Genomic DNA, 18,029 nt, shown 5'->3' with positions numbered 1-18,029 from the left:
AAAACCAAACCATTGTAATTATGAAAATGAAAATCATTTTTTTAATAATTCTTGCAACGCCAATTTCAATTCTAGCCCAACTCCAAGGTCAAGAGAGAATAGACAGTCTTAGTCAGGTTTATGAAAAGCAATTGGGGCACAAAGAAAAAGTTGCAACACTTAAAGAATTATTTAATATGCAATTATACAATAATCAGTCAGTCGCAAAAAAAAATGCTCATATGATTTTGGAGCTGTCAAACAATACAGGTTATTCAAAGGGAATTGCCATTGGAAACTATTGCATGGGCAACTATTTTTATATGACCAATGTCAATGATTCAGCTCGAATCTATTATAGAAAAGCCATAGATTTCGCTGAAAAACTAACAGATAAATTACTCCTGACCAATTCCCTTTCCAACCTAGCACAAATTGAGGATGCCATAGGTAATTATGATTATTCCATAAAGCTTAAGGATTCAGTTTCAAATATGTACTTACAAAGCAAGAGTTATCTACAGTATGGTATATCCATAGGGGATATAGCAAATACCTATATAAATAAAGGGGATTACGAAAAAGCAATGATAGGTACGATTAAGGCATTAAAGGTTCTGGATACAATCGATAGAGAACCTTTCCGAAAAGCGGACCTATATCGACAATTAGGAAAGGTTAATTATTATCAAGGAAATTACACCAAGTCTATCGAAAACTTTAATCTGGCCTTAGGGGTGTATGAGGATACTGCCGACAATCTCTATAAAGCTTATACAATGGTGGATATTGGCAATTCTTATGTAGAAATGGAAGAACATGAAAAAGCTCTAGAATATTATCAACGAAGTAAAGCGATTAGCGAGAAATTTGGGTTTGATGATAATACTGCCAATGCCCTTGCCAATATAGGTATGGTCCTTGCAAAACAAGGTAACTATGATTTGGCAATTAAAAATTTACTGAAGTGTGTCGAAATGAATAAAACCAGCAACTCATACTTCAACATTATCAGTGCAATGGGGGAAATAGGGAATGCATATGCGATGAAAGGTGATTTTAATAAATCTATTACCTACTTGAACCGAACAATACACCTTGCTGATTCGATTAGATCCATGGATCAGTTAAAGATGGCTTTACGATATCGCTCAAAAGCTTACGAAATAGGAGGGTTATTTAAAGAAGCGCTGGATGATCAGCGGCAATTTCAAATACTTAGTGACAGCCTTTTCACCTCGGAAAAGTCGAAACAAATTGAGCGGCTTCAAATATCCTACGAGACAGAAAAAAAAGAAGCAGAAATTGCCCTGCAAGAAGAAGAAATAAACACACTGAACGAAAAAGCCAAAGTGGATAAATTGACCAAAGGCCTTTATGCCGGTGGAGCCATATCTGGACTGGCTCTATCAGGATTACTTTTCTTTGGGTTTCGGCAACGCATGAAGAAGAATAAGGCCGAAAGGGAAAAACAAGAGGAAATTTATAAGAAGGAAATTGAGTATAAGCAAAAAGAACTCACGAGCCAGACCTTGCATCTAGTTCAAAAGAACACGTTTATTCAAGAGTTAAAAGAGAATTTGGAGAATATAAAGAACTCGCCAGATAAATTTAAAACAGAATTTAGGCGTATTGTCATGCTATTAAAGAAAGAGAATGCTTCTGACAAAGATTGGGAGGTATTCAAAACTTATTTTTCTGAAGTTCATAACGACTTTGACCAGAAACTAAAGACTTTATCTTCTGACGTTTCAGAAAAAGAAATTCGATTAGCAGCTTTTCTCAGAATGAACCTGACCACAAAAGAAATTGCAGCCACCTTGAACGTACTACCAGATAGTATTTTAAAATCTAAATACCGCCTAAAAAAGAAACTTGGGCTAGATAAAGAAACCGATCTAAACCAATTTTTGAATTCACTTTGATTATTTACAAACGCTTACTAATACACATTAAAGTATCATCAATATTAACTGGTGGGGTTGAAATTTTGTACAAAATAATACCTGATGTAGGTGCTTTGTACTCTTTAAGTTTTTCGCCAAATTCATTTGTGGTGTAGCCTACAACATTACCTTCTTTAACGGTATCTCCCGCTTTCAGATCACTGTAGAAAAGCCCTGTTTCGGTAGCGCTTAAATAGGTTTGATTGTTGAGTTGCACAAGATTGGCACTTGGCTCGGAACCGTTATCGTACATGTTCAAATGGTCAAGCATATTATAGATTCCATTTTTTATGAAACGTACGGCATCTTTCTGAACATTGCCCAATTTGCCACTTTCAAAGCTCAATGCTATTTTGCCATCTTGTGAGGCTTGTTTAAAGACATATTTAGCAGGTTCATCGTCCCTTAAACTAAAAGGGTATGAAACTATATACTTGAATCCGCTGATCTCTGTAAGTTCCCTTGCCTTTTTAGTTTGTTCCGGATAATTGGGGTTTTCGTAGAAAAGTGCAAACGGAATCAAATCTTCATTGACACCGCCGCCATGTATATCTATAAAAACATCACTCGCGGGTATAATGTCCGTTGTGATAAAATCAGCTATTTTTTGCGTAACGCTACCGGTAGATTTTCCAGGAAACGCACTGTTTAAATTCACTTGATCATGCGGATTTACAATAGAAGTTCTCGAGAAAAAAGAGCTGGTATTAGCAATGGGTATAATAATTAAAGTACCGTTCAATTTGTCAACATCAATTTCTCTCAAGAGCTCTTGTACGCCAACAATGGGTGGATATTCAAACCCATGAACGCCGGCAACAATGGTAAAAACCGGTCCTTCATTTTTTCCCTTTAGTATAGATATGGGCAAGAAGGTTTTGTTGTTTCTAGCGTCTTGAAATGCTATGCGTATGTTTTCTTTTAATGGTCTTTTAGCGTTGGAGAATACATCTTTAAAAGTGTTTTGGGCTATTGCTGAGCAAAGGGATAAAAACAAGAAAAGGGTAAAGAATAGCTTTTGCATAGTAAATAATTTTGATGCGGATCTGTTTTTTGTCCAGTCTAAGGTATTAAAAAGTAGCTATGTTTTAAAGCTATTACCTGCGCTATAACAAGCATTCAATATCAAATTATACAAAGTATTAAGAAGTTGGCTGCTTTCTATTTTAGATGATTTCTCACATTGCTTATGATTCCGTTTTTGAAACTTAATAACGGAATTATAGTAAAGTTGCAAACTGACCAAAAGTTGTTCTACCGTTACAATTGTATAGGTAGATGGAATTATTTTTATAAACGGATCCAGATTTTAAGTTAAAAAGACGAATTAACAATATATTGAATACATGCTTAAAAATAAAACAGCCGTTTCTAAGACATTTGCTGCATTTTATGCAAAAAGTACAAGTATATTGTGGTAACGTTTAATTTATTTTAGGTGTAGAAAATTAAATCCAAAATGACATTTAAATATTTCATTTTCAATATTTAAATGTCATTTTTATAATCACTACAAGCGTTTCTACAATAGGGTAGATTTCGATGTAAATGTTGCTTTTGATTTTATCAAACTTTAATTTGGTTTGATAATTTTGTTATACATTCTACGTTTGAATACTATTTTGGTTATTTGTAATCTTGAGTAGTCATATAAAAGAACTATTCCTAATGCGGTGCCTACTACTATAAAGGTTGCGTTTTGTATTTTTAGATAGAGAACACCAGATGCAATTCCTCCACCCATATATGATAGCATTATTGCAAATAATAAATATCCTTTTTCAACTAAATTTTTATCTTTTCGGTATTCTTTTTTGGTAAACATGGAAAGTAAAATACCTAAATCTGTAGTTAAACCGGTTAGGTGGGTTGTTTTTACTTTTGCATTGGTTATACTTGCTGTCAAACCATTTTGAAGTCCCATGGCAAACAACATTGCTCCCACTAGAATTTCGGTTTCTTGAAGACTTTCGGTATAGAAATATTGTAGATAGGTTCCCACGAACATCAAACAAGCCATTTCTAAAAATACAGGAATTGCATGAGCAATATATCGGCCATTGGGCGTATTGTTGTGTATAATTAAACAGTTTGATGTAAAATTACCGGCAAAAAATAAGAAAATCCAGATCAATACAACTGCGCCTTGGTACCAATTTCCTTTAGAAATTTCTTGAGCTAATATGGCATAATGACCTGTAACGTTACTCGTAAAGGAAAAAAATATAGTCACAGATATAACGTTTACCATACCTGCAATGAAGGCAGTTAGTATACCTAATCTTATATTGTCTAAAAAACTTCTATAATTACTAAACTTCCTGAGCATTTTTTATTCGTTTAAAGGCTATTCTTACGATTCCCTTTATTTGTAAATCTGAATGAAATTGTATTATTAGTTTATCTTTTGAAATAGTTACTACTTGATAACCTTCAATAATCTCGTTTTTGTGCTGTAATTCTAAAATATTGCCACGACCTTTTACATTCCACTTTAAATCTTCCTTGATAATTCCATTTTCTAAAAAGGTTAGGCTTTTATCTGAGTTAAATCGCCAAGTCTCTGCTTCATGGATAATTAGATCTTGGCATATTTCTTTCTTTAATAAATCATTAATGCTAAAATCTAATTTATTGTTATAATCAAGTTTTTCATATTTCCAAGAAACCTCTTCCCAGTCACCTAGTATTAACGTTTCTGGGCTGTCTTTGTTTATAATAGAATAACTACTGAACAAAAGTAGAATGCCAAAAAACAGATAAATTGACCACAGTTTCATAGTTTTTATTTTAATTTAGAAAGTAATAAATTAGAAAACCTGCCATTTTCGACACTGTTTAGGTTCGCTTCCGGTTCAAAAATTATTTCTGAACAAGAAACCCCACAATTTTTGAGTAATGTCAAAGTATTAAAGCCGTTTACTTTAGAAAAGTCTAAAAAACCTTCGTCAGGAATGAATATTTTGGTGATTTGTAATTTCTTAACAAAACTGTTGAAATAAGCTTTTTGGTCTGATATTATTAAATCTACATGTAATGAGTTAATTTTATCCAGGTACTTGTTTTTTAGTAAGTTACAAGCCTCATTGAACTCATCTGTCTTGAGTTTGTTAATTGTTTTTGATTTTGAAAAAAACAATAGATCTGTAATGGAATTGGAAAGATAGGTGCCATGCAGTAGAACTATAGATAGTGGCTCAGGGGCAGAGGCATCATTTAGAACTTTACGAACTAATTCAAGTGATTTAACCGAAAAGTCGGTAGGTAAAATAATTTTATTTGTCTCCATAATTTCTTTTTCTCAAAAGTATCTAGGAGTCATTAGACCAGGTTTAGAAACAGATTAGAAATAGGTTAGAAATTATATCAGAGATTAAAATTAGATTAAACTAATGAACTCCAAATAGGAATTTTTATATTTACAGAGGTGCCATTTCCTTCTATAGAAGTTACAATGATTTCACCTTTGTGCATACGTATTATATTTCTGCTCAGCGGTAAACCTATACCGTACCCTGCATAATCTGTAGTGTTCGAAGCTCTAAAATATGGATCGTAAATGTACGGTAAATCTTTCGCTGGTATTCCTATGCCAAAATCTCTAATATTAATAACAACATGAGAGTCCGATGCTCCCAAGGCTATGTATACCGGTTGATTGTTTGAGTATTTACAACCGTTGACAACAATATTGGTCAAAGCCAAATGTAACAAGTGAAAATTTCCTTTTACTTTTAGTTTTTTTGGGTTTTCGGGCAGTAAGCTGAAATCTAAACCGACCTTAAATTTAGAATTTAATTTTTGAACGGTCTCTTTTACATCAAGTACTAGCTGATCAGTTCTTAAAATTATAAGTTTTTGGGATTTGCCGTCAAAACCGGTTTGCGCCAGTAATAATAGTGCTTTAGTTTTTTGTTCTAGTTTTTCAGATTCCTTAAGAATATTTGAAAGAGATATTTTGTATTGTTGAGCATCTCTTTCTTTTGACAATGAATAGTCAGCTTCACCAATTATAGTGGTAAGCGGTGTATTTAATTCATGAGAAGCATTGCTTATAAAATTCTTTTGGGTTTCAAAAGTAGTTTCTAACCTGTTGAGCATGTTATTAAAGGTTTGTGCCAAATTACTGATAGTGTCTTTGGTTTTAGGAATCTCTAGCCGTAAATGTAGATTCTCGGAGCCTATTTTCTCGGTTTCACTTATAATTCTCTTTATGGGGTGAATAAGCGTTCTAGAAATTAGCATAGATATTAGAACAATGAGCAGTAACCCGTAAAGAAGAGAGGTGATGAGTAGGTTTTTTAAATAAGCGATATGATGAGAATAAAAATAATTCTCGGCAGAGACTACAACAATATAATCTTTTTGTTTTATAGTCTTGTACCGAATGCCTGAATAAAAGATGTTACCATTTCTATAACTTCCTTCTTTTTTATTTAATAGGGTTTTAAGAAAATTTGATGGTAGTGTGTCTTGTTTTTCGTTAATAACGATTTTGTTATGGATTATAGGGTATAGATATTCCTTCTGATTAGGCATTTTTTCTAGAAACTCCTGTCGCATTTCTTTAATTATTAATGCGTTGTCCGGATTATCCAATTGTATTTTTGCAGTAGTAGCCGCTCTTATTTCAAGGCGCTTGTAAAAATCGGTAAATGAAAAATTTGATATTGAATAATAAATAAAGCCACAGAAAAGTAATGTATATAGAAAGAATACCGATATAAGTAAATATATTATTCGATAATGTATTTTCATTTATCTTGCTTAAGGGCGTAACCCATACCTACTATAGTTTGAATGATTCGTTCCTGACCTTTGCTTTCTAATTTTTTTCTTACGTAATTGACATAGACGTCCACTACATTAGTGCCAATGTCAAAATCAATTCCCCATACTTCGTCAAGCAAATAGTTTCTTGATAATACTTTGCCGGGGTTTTTCATAAATGTTAGCAATAATCGATATTCGGTCGAAGTAAAATTGATTTCTACTTGGTTACGAGATACAGTTTTTGAATAATCGTTTAAGTGGATATTTGCAAAAGAGTAGTGGTCACCGTTTTTATATTTGCTTTCATCTAAAGCAACTGTTCTACGTAGCAAAGTACGAATACGAGCTTTTAATTCAATAAGTTTGAAGGGCTTTGTTAAATAATCATCAGCACCACTATCTAAGCCTAAAACAACGTTCTCTACACTGCCTAATGCCGTAAGCATTAGAATAGGTAGTTCAATATACCCTAAGTCCCTTATTTTCCTGCATACTTCTAATCCGTTCATTCCGGGCAAGAGAATATCCAGAATTATTAAGTTTAAAGGTTTCTTGCCAAGAGTGTCCATCCCACTTATACCATCAATTTCATGTATAACGTTATAACCCTCTTCTTTTAAGCCTTTTTTAATAATATTAGCTACATTCTCTTCATCTTCTATCAATAAAATAGAGCTCATATATTAATTCTAATAGAGAAAGATAAATTTACTTACTTCGTGATAATTTAGGGCGTATAATAGATTAAAATGTTATTAGAATTTGACGTTTGTAATTAAGCGTTGATGGTGTTTAATGTGTTACAGAAAATATGGCGGAATTAATTTAATATCTTTACTCATTTCCTTCCCTTTTACGCTTTCCTGAAAAACTACAATGAAGAAAATACTACCTTATTGGTCAGTTCTAAAACATTACTGCCCCCTACCGTTTTTGGACATTTATCTTATTACTACTAAAACAACTTCAGGTTAATTCTTAATAATGGTATTGCTTGCAAAGCAGTATTTTTAATACTTATAAAGCAATGAATTATTCAACATGTGGGCTACTCTATACCGCCGCAAGCAGATAGTGGATGGACCGGTAAAGAAGGACCCGGACCAAGGTATGGCGATACCAAATGGAAAGACGAAGACCTTAAAGAACCCGTAGGTTTTGATAGCGATTTTACCAATAGAAACACCACCTTTATGACCTATAATCTGTTACATTTAGCCAGAATGATGAAAGACAATAACGGCTACTCCAATTACGGAAACTCTCGCACCGAATGGGACAATGGCAAGCGCTGGGAATTTGAGAACCCAGAATATAGATAGTGGTTTAGTTTATAGTAGTAAGTAAGTAATAAGTATCAAGTATTAAGTACTTAGATGTTACTTTTAAAAATAACTTACCTAATACTTTGTACTCATTACTTAATATTATTTTTCTCCTAACTCCTAAACACGTTATACTAAATACTTCGTACTTAAATCTTCGTACCTCGTACCATTTTCTCTTATCCTTTCCCGTTTTACATTAAAAGAAAATACTATCTAGTGAATTGATTACAATATGCATTAATCCCAACCGGAAAGCCCAATAATTTCTCCGTTGGGTCCTACAAAAAAGGTGTATTTGTCACGAGCGTAGTTTTCGTTTTCCAGTTCGTAACCTTCTTCTTTCAGCATATCACCAATAGGAGCTATATCATTTACCTTTAGCATAAAGTGGTTATGGTTGGTGTTTCCTATAGGTCCAATGGTGTCTATAAATTCTGGAGCCGTTAAAGATAGTCCAATAGTTAGATCATCTGCCTTAAGTTTCATTACCAACATACCTTCAAGTCCAGGTCCGTGAAGTACTTCGGCATCAGCCATTTTAAAACCTAATATTTCTCGATATAATTTTAGGGTTTTCTCAAGTTCCAATACATGTACACTAATGTACTTTAAACCGGTAACCCTTGCTTTTTCAGAACCTATCATTTCAATTTCGCTAGGTGAAGAATCAGATGTTTGTGCAAAGCTATAATAGGTACTTGTTAAAACAAAAGCTATAAAGAAGCAAGTTTTACAAATTAGACGTTGTAGTTCATGGTTTTTTGTACTGTGGTTATAATCAACTTTCATAATAAATATCGTTTTGTTAAAACTATGATATTATGGATGAATCTTAAGCTCAAAATGGCTTAACAAAAACTGAACATTTACAATGTTTGTAATGAGCACACTTAAACATAATCAAGAGAGCTTCAATAAAAACTGAACAATGAAGGTTTACATGTTCAATCTTATCTTTTGGTGAATATTTCTTTGTAAAATTACCATACTCACTTGCTTTGGGATGTTCAATAAAATTCAATTATTTGAATGAAATTGGGTCTCTATATTGACCGGCAATCTACAAGGCATACAACTTAATCAACAACAAGTAATATGAAACATTGTACACTTTATTTACCACTTTTTTTCCTTGTAATTTCCTGTTCAGAGGTAAAAAATGAAGAACAAAAAAATCTAGAAGAAACATATGAGTGGGAAGAATTAATAGATGAAGATCTAACTCAGTGGGATACTTATTTAAGTTACCAACATCAACCAGGTTATGATGGTTCTGTACCCTTAGATGAAAATGGTGAAGAAATTGCCCCAATTGGGTTGAACAATAAAGATTATACGGTTTTTTCAACCTTACAAGAGGGTGAAGAAACCATTATCAAGAATACGGGAGAATACTATGGTTGCCTGATAACTAAAAAGGAGTATAAGAATTATCACTTTCAATTAAAGTACAAGTGGGGAGATAAAAAATGGGCCTACCGAAAGGATCTGTTGAAAGACTCCGGAATATTATATCACTCCGTAGGGCCTATGGCTGTTGAGTACTGGCGTTCATGGATGCTTTCTCAAGAATTTCAAATTATGGAAGGGCATACAGGAGATTTTTGGAGTCAAGCTAATTCTGCAATGGATATTAGGGCATACAAACCAGAATCTGTTTTAGATCCATTGGCACATGAATCACAAGAGTATTTGCCCATTGGTATGGGTAGTCAATACAACAATTATTGTTTACGAAGCGGTAATTATGAAAAACCCCATGACGAGTGGAACACGCTAGATCTAATATGTTACGAAGGCAAAAGCCTGCATATTGTAAACGGAGAGGTGGTCATGATTTTAAAAGATTCAAGATACATAGGTGAAAACGGTGAAGAAATACCACTGATCCAAGGAAAAATTCAATTACAGAGTGAAGCTGCAGAGTTATTTTTTAAGGACATTAAAATAAGGCAGATAGATTCGCTAACACAGCAGCAAAAGGTACTTTTTTAAAACAGATCAAACAATTAATATAGCATCATATGAAATTCAACGTATTTCTAATTTTAAGTATTATTAGTGCATTTATTGCATGTTCATCAAGTTCTAGTGATGAAGAGGAAATGGTAAAAGATCCGGAAAACCCAGAACAAGTAGAGGAAAATGATGAAGACCAGGCAGATGAAATTGAACCATTTCAACTTTCTGATCTAGACCCTGATCTACCTTCTTTCGTGTCTGTTGTAGATGAAACTCCAGAAGGTATGGAGTGGGTGAAAGTAGAGGCCATGTCAGATGAGTTTGATACGTGGAACGAGGACAAGTGGTTTAATTCATTTTGGAATTACGGTAACACCCCGGTTTCTATGCGTAGTGAAAACTCTAGCGTGGTAGATGGCAAATTAAATATACAGGCCACTTTAGATGAGAACAGTTCTCAATGGTTTCAAACGGCTAGGGTACATTCTAAAACCAAAATAAGTTATCCTATGTATACAGAGTGTAGTATGAAAACTTCCAGCATTTCGGCGTTCAATACATTTTGGTTGAACAATGGCGATATCAATGATAGGGATGAGATAGATATTGTGGAAAGCAACGCAAACCCTACTCCTGAGTGTAGTGATCAATCTACCAAACCAAGTAACTATCCATGGACTCCATGGGATTTTCCTACCCAAATGAATTCCCAGTATTTTATAGCTAAAAGTGGTGTTACAGAAAGGCATGAAGATAATTTTGATACTAGAATGTTATCGGATGCCAATCCTAATAAAGGAAAGACTTGGGATGAAACCTACCATATTGTTGGTGCATGGTGGAAAGATGCCAGAACGGTTCAGTTTTATTTAAATGGAGAGCCAGCTGGTGTTGTCACTACTAACCAAGATTTCACAAGAGAATTAGAGTTGATATTTGATCTATGGACATCTGAAGAGTGTTATTTAGGAGGTTTACCTCAAAAGGAAGAGTTAAATGACAATTCTAAAAACACTATGCGTGTAGATTGGGTACGTACTTGGAAACTTGAATCAAAGTAGTAATACATCAATTATTCACGTAGTGTGAAACATTGAAATAAAGAAGCAGTTTGTTAGTTTAAAACGGAAAGGGGGCATGGTATTTACCATGCCTTTTTCTATTTAAATACATTTAAGTTTTATAGATTCTTTAGATTGATGGTGAAATGGAGAAGTAGGTTTATCTTATCTTTTTCACAAGAGTTGCTTGCGTGTTTAAACAACAGGAAATACATTAAGTAAAACGAATGTTACGTTGACCCCATCTTTCTTAAAAATAGTATTACACTAAGGTAGTAGTTGTTTAATCGATATTTAATTTTGGATTATAATCATAAGAGTCGTTATTCATGTACTCTTTGATCATTTTGTATTCTTTACGAACCCTGTTGCCTTTTTCTAAAGATAAATCACATTCAAAACGTACAAAATGGTAATTAGGGTATAATTGGTGGCTAATTCCCCAAGTTATCCCTTTTCCTGGGCTTGTATTTACATCGGTAAAATTCCCAGGTCGGTAAGCACCGCCACCCTTAGGAATGTTTAAACCTTGAATTTTTGGGTAAAAATTTACTCCGTCTTCAGAAAATAGAATGCTGTTTCTTTCAGGTCCTTCTGGTAATATTGCACATACACCGTTACGATAGGGCCATACCATACTGCCATGCCCGCCCATTAATACAGGGTTGTATTTAGATTTAGTATACGGACCTTTAGGGTCATTTGCAATTGCAACACCCGTAGCTAAAGGTATATCGGCATAATCTTTGTTAAATTTACCCGGAGATACATTGGGGGTCCATGGTAATCGGCCATGACTTTTATAGTATAGAAAAAATTGCCCTCCTTTAACAAAAAAGGTTGGTTCATGTATTACTTCTGCATCCCAACTTTCTTCAGAACCGGGTTTTAAAATTGGTTCGTCCAAAGCTTTCCATGGTCCTGCTGCCGAGTTGCCCACAGACATACCAATTACGTTGGGCGTAAAATCTCCAGATGTTCTAAATTGTTTTGACCAGCGCGCATCTTCTATACTTTTTGCTGCTTGATAAACTAAATAGTACTTACCATCTGTAAATAAAATATCTGGATTAAAAACACTGCGGTGGTCATAGCGCCCCGCTGTGCCACGGGAAACAGCAAGTCCCTGTTCTTCCCACTTTAGCCCATCGGTAGAAGTTGCATACCAAATATCGCACAGATCCCAATGAAAAGCCCTTAGTGTATCGTTGGCATCAATAGGACCTACAACCTCACTGTTGGATTGGGGCTTAGAATACCACATATAATATTGATCGTCTGCCTTTATTATGCTAGACGGGTAATAGCGTTCAGCTCCATCTTCGAATCCTTCTATTTTTTGAAACTTAAATTGAGTATTGAACTCGTTGTACTTTTCATAAGAAATGTGGTTTTCACGAAAACGTTTATAGGAAGCACTCTCGTAAGTTTTAGGTTCCTGGTTCTGGCATGAAGTCAAATTTACCACTAATATGGCGTAAAATATCATGGTTACTACTGTGATGAAGGCTCTTCTTGTCATAAAAAAAGTAGATTTTGGTTTTATATTTGATAGGCTTTTTATGGTTATGCGCCGCACATGAAAATTCGTTATATTGAAAAGGACAGTAGCTTCTTATGGCGTACTGTCCTTATCTTAACAAACTCAATAATTATTTTACTCGCCTTTTGCCCTATGTTGGGTCTTTCTTTCTGAAGTAAAGCTCATAATGCTCTGGTAATCCCAGCTATTGTACATATGAGAAAGTCCCCAACGTAATATTTCGGTAGGTTCTTTTTCATTGTCAGCTGATCTGTTTAAGCCAATGGCATGTGCGCTAACTCCGGGAATAACGGACATTATTTCAAAATTAATACCGTCTGGCGCCCATTGAATAGTATTTTTCTCTGGTCCATCTGTCGTAATTAAAGCTGCTACACCGCCATTGTACGGCCAAACACATATTTCGTGTCCGCTATTACTAATTGGATTGTAAGGAGATTTTATATATGGTCCTTCAGGTTTGTCCGCTATGGCAAGACCATGGCGTATTTGTCTACCGCCAAATGTAATTTCCTCACCCATCTGTTCACCTTTGTAGTACAGATAAAACTTACCATTAAGAGGAATAATACAAGGGTCATGAACTTTGTGGCTATCAAAGTCACCTTTTCGTTCAACCGCAAATCTATCTTGTTCTTCACCTTTCCAAATACCATTATCGGCAGGACTCAAAATAGGTTCTTTGCTCTTTGTCCAAGGGCCGTCTGGAGAATTGGACCAAGCCAGGCCAATTTGGTTTTTTACACGAACGGTGTAAGGAGATTTTACGGTCTGGTAGCTTAAATAATATTTGTCTTCATGTTTCATGATCTCTACGGTAAAAACAGATCGGTCATCATATGCTCCGGCTTTACCTCTAGGAACGGCTAAACCTTCTTCTTTCCAAGTTTCACCGTCTTCTGAAGTTGCATACCAAATGTCACAACGGTCCCACGGAAATACCTTGTCGTTTTCAACGTCGCCGCCAAAGCCTTGTGTTGGTCCAGTACTTTTTGAATACCATACATAGTATTTTCCATTTTCCTTTATGACGGCACTGGGATCTCTACGCACAACACCTTCTTCATAGGCTAAGTCTCCTTTTAAGGGCTTTAGATTGGAAAACTCGATAAACCATTCATTGCCTAGGTCTACGGGCCATTTTAAAGCTCTTTTAGAAGCTGAGCTCAAGTGGTTTATATCTGTAATGCCCAAGTGGTCTATCTGTTCTTGTGTTACCCCCAAAGAGTCTAAAATATTTTGGTCATATGTTGTATCCTGGGCTGTACTTTGAAGGATAAACATTGCGAAAAGTAGAAAGGAATATAAGGTTGTTTTGGTTTTACTGATCATTGTATTTGTGGTTTAATTTATACGAATTTTATAGAAAGTTTGCATGGATCTTTTGGTTAAGCCGAATGGTTAAATCCAGATTTTCGCTTAGTACATAATATGGATAATTGCATTTTGCAAAATGTTCATTTGTTAGGTTGTACCGCATAGATTCATGTTCAATGTTTTAAATATTTCTAATCTGTCTATTTGATCTTTTTGGCTTTTATCACATTGGTTTTTATTTTCCCCGTTTTAATTTTTTGCTTTTCAATGTGATGATCGTGATTTATGAAAAGCAACGATTACATATTGGATTAATAATTATGTTGCCATTATATTGACAAATATTAACTATATGCGGGTAAAATCTTCGATTTTTTAATGAATAAAAACTGAACATTCTTAAAAACAGCCCTTATTTACATGAATTTAAGCTGAGCAAATATTATATTGATTTTCACAACTGCACTTTGCTATATGTTCAGTGCAATTTTTGACAGTGTTTAGATTTTTAAAATTGTTCAGTTAATATTTTTCACGATATGAAGACACGTATAGCATTTCAAAAACCGGCCAGTATAGTGGTACTTCTTTTTTGTTTGTGCGTAACCGCCCAACAACCTTATGGTACTAATGAGTACATAGAAAAGGCAAACCAGCTTACAGCTAAAAATTTGGATAGCGCCATCTATTATCTTAAAAAGGGTATTGTTCATTATTCAATAGAAAAGGATACCATTAATTTAATTAATAGTATTTGCCAATTGTCTGGTTTGTATGACAATGTATTGGATTATGGTAAGTCTTATGATGGGTATTGGGAGGCATTGATATTAGCCGATGAATCTAATGATGATATTTCTAAATCACGAATATATCAAGAACTGGGTTGGCTATATACCGCATATAGAAAGGAAGAAGAATCTTTACGATACTTCAATATGTCGCTGGAGCTTAAGAAGAAACTAGTCGAGGAGAAAAAGATAAGTAGGGATTATCTGGTAAGTAACTACTTTGCCATAGTAAACTGCTATAGGGTAAATCGTAATTATGTTATGGCAAAAACATATTTGGATAGTTGTGAACTGTCATTAAAAAAGATCAGTCCAGATAAAAGATCATATTACGTAGAGACAGAAAAGGGATATTTTGATGCGGTAGCGGGTAATTATGAAAAAGCCTTGAGCAAACTGAACGAGACCAAGCTATTTTTTGAAGATAAAAACCCTTCATATTTAACGGTGGTTCATTTCTTAATGGGAGAGGTATATAAGTTTAGGGGAGAATATGATAAAGCAATAAAAAATTACAAAGAATCGTTGAGATTCTCAGAAATGTATAATAAACATTTAGGTTACAAACTATTTAATTATGAAGAGCTATCTAAGTTATATTATGATCAGAATAACTTTAAAGAAGCCTTTTTTTATAAAGACAAAGCACAAGCATTAAATGAAAGCATATTTGGGAGAAAAAGTAAAAACCACAAACATTTATTTGGAATAAAAGATAGATATAGACTTCAAAAAGAAAAAGAAAAGGCATTACTAAAAGAGGTAAGAATAGAGAAGCTAGAAGACCAGAAAAGAATAGGTTTTTTACAAAATATCTTAATGGGCGTGGTAGTGGTTTTTATGTTTTTGTACGGTGTTCTGTTTTTTAGAAATCTTAGGAGAAAACATAAACTTGAAAAACAAAAGACCAATGAGGTAATGATGCTTAAAAATAGAGAGCTAACGGCATCTGCCCTTCAGTTGATTGAAAAAGAAGAATTCATTTCTAAATTAAAACAGAATATCTCTAAGAGTGACGCTGTAGATACAAAGGCCATTCATAATATGCTGAAAGGTTTTCAAAACACCCCAGGTGGTAACTGGAAAGAATTTGAAGCCAGGTTTACTTCTATTAACGAAAGTTTTTATGAAAAGATTAGGGCTAAATATCCAAATTTGGGCCAAACGGATCTAAAATTGTGTGCTTTGGTCAAGTTGGGGTTTTCCAGTAAAGAAATGTCATCTCTATTGGGTATTACCATTGAAAGTGTACATACCTCAAGATATAGACTTCGTAAGAAACTAAATTTGGAAAAAGGTGAAAACCTAATAGATTTTATGTCTACTATTTAATTGCCGTGCAAATCTCCTTTTTAAGTAATTACTGTGTAAAGTTTAAGGCTTATAACATGAACAAATTGGTGTCAACAACCTAGCTTTAATCTTATTTAAGCAGGTTTATATCCTTGTAGTTCATTTTGGTAGTTGAATTTGGTACTTACATGCCTGATCATAGGGTAATATGATAAGTTATAAGTATTGTTCACAAAGATTTAATTGTTTTTGCCATCTCGCCGTAAATAATAATAGGGCAGAAAAGGTCTTTATGTACAGACACGTATTGCCATTGGTTTTTCTAAAACCGTACCTGTAATGATGAGACTAAACATTGGCAAATAAAAAGGGCAGCCTAAAATAGGCTGCCCTTTTGTAATATTAAATACACCAGTTATGGCGTAGTCTATAATTATGGCCTAACGGGAACTTCAGCTAAGAAAAAGTCATCTAAATAGAAGACAAGGTTATTGTCATGAAATTCGTTGTACCCTCTTATAAACCATGAGATATCTCTACCGGCACCTGCCTTGAATATTTGCTTTTGGTAGATCCACTTTCCTGTAGGCATGTCAGAAGTAAATGTAGTAGGTATCAAACCTGGTCCACCCCAGTCATCTGCATAAAGCTGAATATCTGCAGATTGGGTTCCGGTCGGTAAATTGGATAAATCACTTTCAATGTATAGCCAATAGCCAAATTCGTATGTTTTACCAGTTTCTATTGGAAATGTAATAGGATTTCCTCCAGACTCGGGTCTAATGATCATACCACCATTAGGTCTCAAATTAACCTTAAGGCTTTGCGATCCTGTATGGGTATTCAATAAGTCCATACTTATATCAAATCCATCCCATGGTGCACCCCATCCTTGGTAAACATAATTACTAACATTTGTTGTTTCAAAACCGTAATCATAAGAAGTAGTTGTATAAAAGTTATCTAGAGGATCAAATTCTGTTAATAGCGCATCGGTAATAGCTTCAGATTCTACTTCGTCTACCGTTCTTAAGGCTCCGGGAGTGTAACTTACAAAAACTTGGTCGTCATTATAAAGCTGTTCTCCATCTAGTTCTAGGATAACAATAGTAGCTTCATCTTTATCCACGGTTGCCGATACAACTGTAGGAGTAAGTATTTTAGGATTCATTTCATCCGTATTGTTTTCTATTCTAACTGTAAAATCACCAGCATTAACAGAAGTACCATCTATTTCTCTACTAAACTCTAGGGTAACTTTGTCATTTCTTTCCGCTACTCTATCCAAAGTAACAGGCGCAGTAGAAGGAATAACCTTTATTACCTTTTCAAAAGAAAGGGTATCTGCATCTGTTGGTCTAAACCTAGAAGCAATATATTCAATATCCCAAGACCCTAACCTATTGAATCTCATGTCTACTTCAGAATCGTCGCTAATGGTAACAGCATTTGGCTTACCACCTACAGACTTCCAAGATACACTTTGTGGTTCTCCTATAGCTGTATAAGATAGACGAATAGAGTTGCTGGCTTCCAATTCATTTTCAGCACCGTCTGCCAAGTTGATTTCAGCACCGGTAGATCCATCAGGGTTTATTCTAAATGCTTTAAGTACCGATTGTATAGAATCAATAACCGTTACTACAATAGTGGTATCCAACTCTCTAGAGTCAATAGGTGATGTACTATCATCATTTGGGTATACATTACCCTTAAATGTTTGGTTCAACACCACATCATATACGCCTGCTTTATTGAATATCGCTTTTACGACTTTTTCAGATGACGTTGTTCCACTTTCCCCAACAATACGGGCATTGCTAGGTAAGATCCAAGTTCTGGATTCTACACCACGTGAAATGTCTCCAAAATCTATGTCCCCACCAACAATTACTTTGTTTTCAAAGTCCATTTCAGAGGTAACGATAATTCTGTGGTTAGGGTCATTTAAATTTAGCTCTTCTTGCTTTTCACAACTTACTAGAAGTAAGGTGAAAACAAAAAGTATACTTAAAAACTTACATTTTTTCATGTCT

14 protein-coding genes and 1 pseudogene are annotated in these 18,029 nt (G+C 34.4%); 5 read left to right on the top strand and 10 right to left on the bottom strand.

All coding sequences use genetic code 11. The annotated features are described in order from the left end of the window. The first annotated feature begins 20 nt into the window (after positions 1 to 20). Positions 21 to 1,904, top strand: a complete 1,884-nt coding sequence (locus tag VBZ51_RS07745) for a tetratricopeptide repeat protein (RefSeq protein WP_416576558.1) — start codon at positions 21 to 23, stop codon at positions 1,902 to 1,904. Between the two features lie 4 nt (positions 1,905 to 1,908). On the opposite strand, the gene VBZ51_RS07740 is transcribed toward VBZ51_RS07745, so the two are convergent. The 6 genes from VBZ51_RS07740 to VBZ51_RS07715 form a co-directional block, all read right to left on the bottom strand. Next, a complete protein-coding gene (locus VBZ51_RS07740) occupies positions 1,909 to 2,949 on the bottom strand; it encodes a succinylglutamate desuccinylase/aspartoacylase family protein (protein WP_416576557.1) in 1,041 nt (346 codons plus the stop codon). A gap of 549 nt (positions 2,950 to 3,498) precedes the next feature. Further along, on the bottom strand, positions 3,499 to 4,254 hold the full coding sequence (locus VBZ51_RS07735; protein ID WP_416576556.1) for a YoaK family protein: 756 nt from the start codon (positions 4,252 to 4,254) through the stop codon (positions 3,499 to 3,501). Beyond that, a complete protein-coding gene (locus tag VBZ51_RS07730; protein ID WP_416576555.1) occupies positions 4,238 to 4,705 on the bottom strand; it encodes a hypothetical protein in 468 nt (155 codons plus the stop codon). Before VBZ51_RS07730 ends, VBZ51_RS07735 begins: the two co-directional genes overlap by 17 nt. 5 nt (positions 4,706 to 4,710) lie before the next feature. Then, positions 4,711 to 5,214 (bottom strand): hypothetical protein, encoded by a 504-nt coding sequence (locus VBZ51_RS07725; protein ID WP_416576554.1) that lies wholly within the window; start codon positions 5,212 to 5,214, stop codon positions 4,711 to 4,713. Positions 5,215 to 5,309: 95 nt separating this feature from the next. Further along, complete coding sequence (locus tag VBZ51_RS07720; RefSeq protein WP_416576553.1) at positions 5,310 to 6,683, bottom strand: ATP-binding protein; 1,374 nt, start codon at positions 6,681 to 6,683, stop codon at positions 5,310 to 5,312. Further along, positions 6,680 to 7,378 (bottom strand): response regulator transcription factor, encoded by a 699-nt coding sequence (locus VBZ51_RS07715; protein ID WP_416576552.1) that lies wholly within the window; start codon positions 7,376 to 7,378, stop codon positions 6,680 to 6,682. Before VBZ51_RS07715 ends, VBZ51_RS07720 begins: the two co-directional genes overlap by 4 nt. Before the next feature lie 354 nt (positions 7,379 to 7,732). On the opposite strand from VBZ51_RS07715, the pseudogene VBZ51_RS07710 reads away from it, so the two are divergent. Next, a pseudogene (locus VBZ51_RS07710) lies at positions 7,733 to 8,020 on the top strand (flavodoxin family protein); the annotation flags it as partial. Positions 8,021 to 8,263: 243 nt separating this feature from the next. Here the strand turns inward: VBZ51_RS07710 and VBZ51_RS07705 are convergent. Further along, a complete protein-coding gene (locus VBZ51_RS07705; protein WP_416576551.1) occupies positions 8,264 to 8,815 on the bottom strand; it encodes a VOC family protein in 552 nt (183 codons plus the stop codon). Positions 8,816 to 9,121: 306 nt separating this feature from the next. Between VBZ51_RS07705 and VBZ51_RS07700 the strand changes: the two genes are divergently transcribed. Continuing rightward, a complete protein-coding gene (locus tag VBZ51_RS07700; protein WP_416576550.1) occupies positions 9,122 to 10,021 on the top strand; it encodes a 3-keto-disaccharide hydrolase in 900 nt (299 codons plus the stop codon). Between the two features lie 29 nt (positions 10,022 to 10,050). After that, positions 10,051 to 11,049 (top strand): family 16 glycosylhydrolase, encoded by a 999-nt coding sequence (locus VBZ51_RS07695; protein WP_159302464.1) that lies wholly within the window; start codon positions 10,051 to 10,053, stop codon positions 11,047 to 11,049. Between the two features lie 283 nt (positions 11,050 to 11,332). Here the strand turns inward: VBZ51_RS07695 and VBZ51_RS07690 are convergent, their stop codons facing one another. Both VBZ51_RS07690 and VBZ51_RS07685 read right to left on the bottom strand, forming a co-directional pair. Next, positions 11,333 to 12,571, bottom strand: coding sequence for a glycoside hydrolase family 117 protein (locus VBZ51_RS07690; RefSeq protein WP_416576549.1), 1,239 nt, complete (start codon positions 12,569 to 12,571; stop codon positions 11,333 to 11,335). 135 nt (positions 12,572 to 12,706) lie between these two features. Continuing rightward, positions 12,707 to 13,924 carry a glycoside hydrolase family 117 protein gene (locus tag VBZ51_RS07685; protein ID WP_416576548.1) on the bottom strand — a complete coding sequence of 406 codons (1,218 nt, stop codon included), beginning with the start codon at positions 13,922 to 13,924 and terminating at the stop codon, positions 12,707 to 12,709. A 524-nt stretch (positions 13,925 to 14,448) separates the two neighbouring features. Between VBZ51_RS07685 and VBZ51_RS07680 the strand changes: the two genes are divergently transcribed. Then, positions 14,449 to 16,032, top strand: coding sequence for a tetratricopeptide repeat protein (locus VBZ51_RS07680; protein WP_416576547.1), 1,584 nt, complete (start codon positions 14,449 to 14,451; stop codon positions 16,030 to 16,032). Positions 16,033 to 16,426: 394 nt separating this feature from the next. Here VBZ51_RS07680 and VBZ51_RS07675 read toward each other — a convergent pair whose 3' ends face one another. Further along, positions 16,427 to 18,025 carry a hypothetical protein gene (locus tag VBZ51_RS07675; protein ID WP_348099534.1) on the bottom strand — a complete coding sequence of 533 codons (1,599 nt, stop codon included), beginning with the start codon at positions 18,023 to 18,025 and terminating at the stop codon, positions 16,427 to 16,429. Positions 18,026 to 18,029 lie beyond the last annotated feature (4 nt).

The sequence above is a fragment of the Maribacter sp. HS genome, assembly GCF_048059195.1.
Taxonomy (GTDB): domain Bacteria; phylum Bacteroidota; class Bacteroidia; order Flavobacteriales; family Flavobacteriaceae; genus Maribacter; species Maribacter dokdonensis.
This window is presented reverse-complemented; position numbering and strand designations above follow the sequence as displayed.

Bases quoted from the DNA above. Each gene is read 5' to 3' on its own strand.
- VBZ51_RS07745 (WP_416576558.1), top strand. From the start codon at position 21: ATGAAAATGAAAATCATTTTTTTAATAATTCTTGCAACGCCAATTTCA.
- VBZ51_RS07740 (WP_416576557.1), bottom strand. From the start codon at position 2,949: ATGCAAAAGCTATTCTTTACCCTTTTCTTGTTTTTATCCCTTTGCTCA.
- VBZ51_RS07735 (WP_416576556.1), bottom strand. From the start codon at position 4,254: ATGCTCAGGAAGTTTAGTAATTATAGAAGTTTTTTAGACAATATAAGA.
- VBZ51_RS07730 (WP_416576555.1), bottom strand. From the start codon at position 4,705: ATGAAACTGTGGTCAATTTATCTGTTTTTTGGCATTCTACTTTTGTTC.
- VBZ51_RS07725 (WP_416576554.1), bottom strand. From the start codon at position 5,214: ATGGAGACAAATAAAATTATTTTACCTACCGACTTTTCGGTTAAATCA.
- VBZ51_RS07720 (WP_416576553.1), bottom strand. From the start codon at position 6,683: ATGAAAATACATTATCGAATAATATATTTACTTATATCGGTATTCTTT.
- VBZ51_RS07715 (WP_416576552.1), bottom strand. From the start codon at position 7,378: ATGAGCTCTATTTTATTGATAGAAGATGAAGAGAATGTAGCTAATATT.
- VBZ51_RS07705 (WP_416576551.1), bottom strand. From the start codon at position 8,815: ATGAAAGTTGATTATAACCACAGTACAAAAAACCATGAACTACAACGT.
- VBZ51_RS07700 (WP_416576550.1), top strand. From the start codon at position 9,122: ATGAAACATTGTACACTTTATTTACCACTTTTTTTCCTTGTAATTTCC.
- VBZ51_RS07695 (WP_159302464.1), top strand. From the start codon at position 10,051: ATGAAATTCAACGTATTTCTAATTTTAAGTATTATTAGTGCATTTATT.
- VBZ51_RS07690 (WP_416576549.1), bottom strand. From the start codon at position 12,571: ATGACAAGAAGAGCCTTCATCACAGTAGTAACCATGATATTTTACGCC.
- VBZ51_RS07685 (WP_416576548.1), bottom strand. From the start codon at position 13,924: ATGATCAGTAAAACCAAAACAACCTTATATTCCTTTCTACTTTTCGCA.
- VBZ51_RS07680 (WP_416576547.1), top strand. From the start codon at position 14,449: ATGAAGACACGTATAGCATTTCAAAAACCGGCCAGTATAGTGGTACTT.
- VBZ51_RS07675 (WP_348099534.1), bottom strand. From the start codon at position 18,025: ATGAAAAAATGTAAGTTTTTAAGTATACTTTTTGTTTTCACCTTACTT.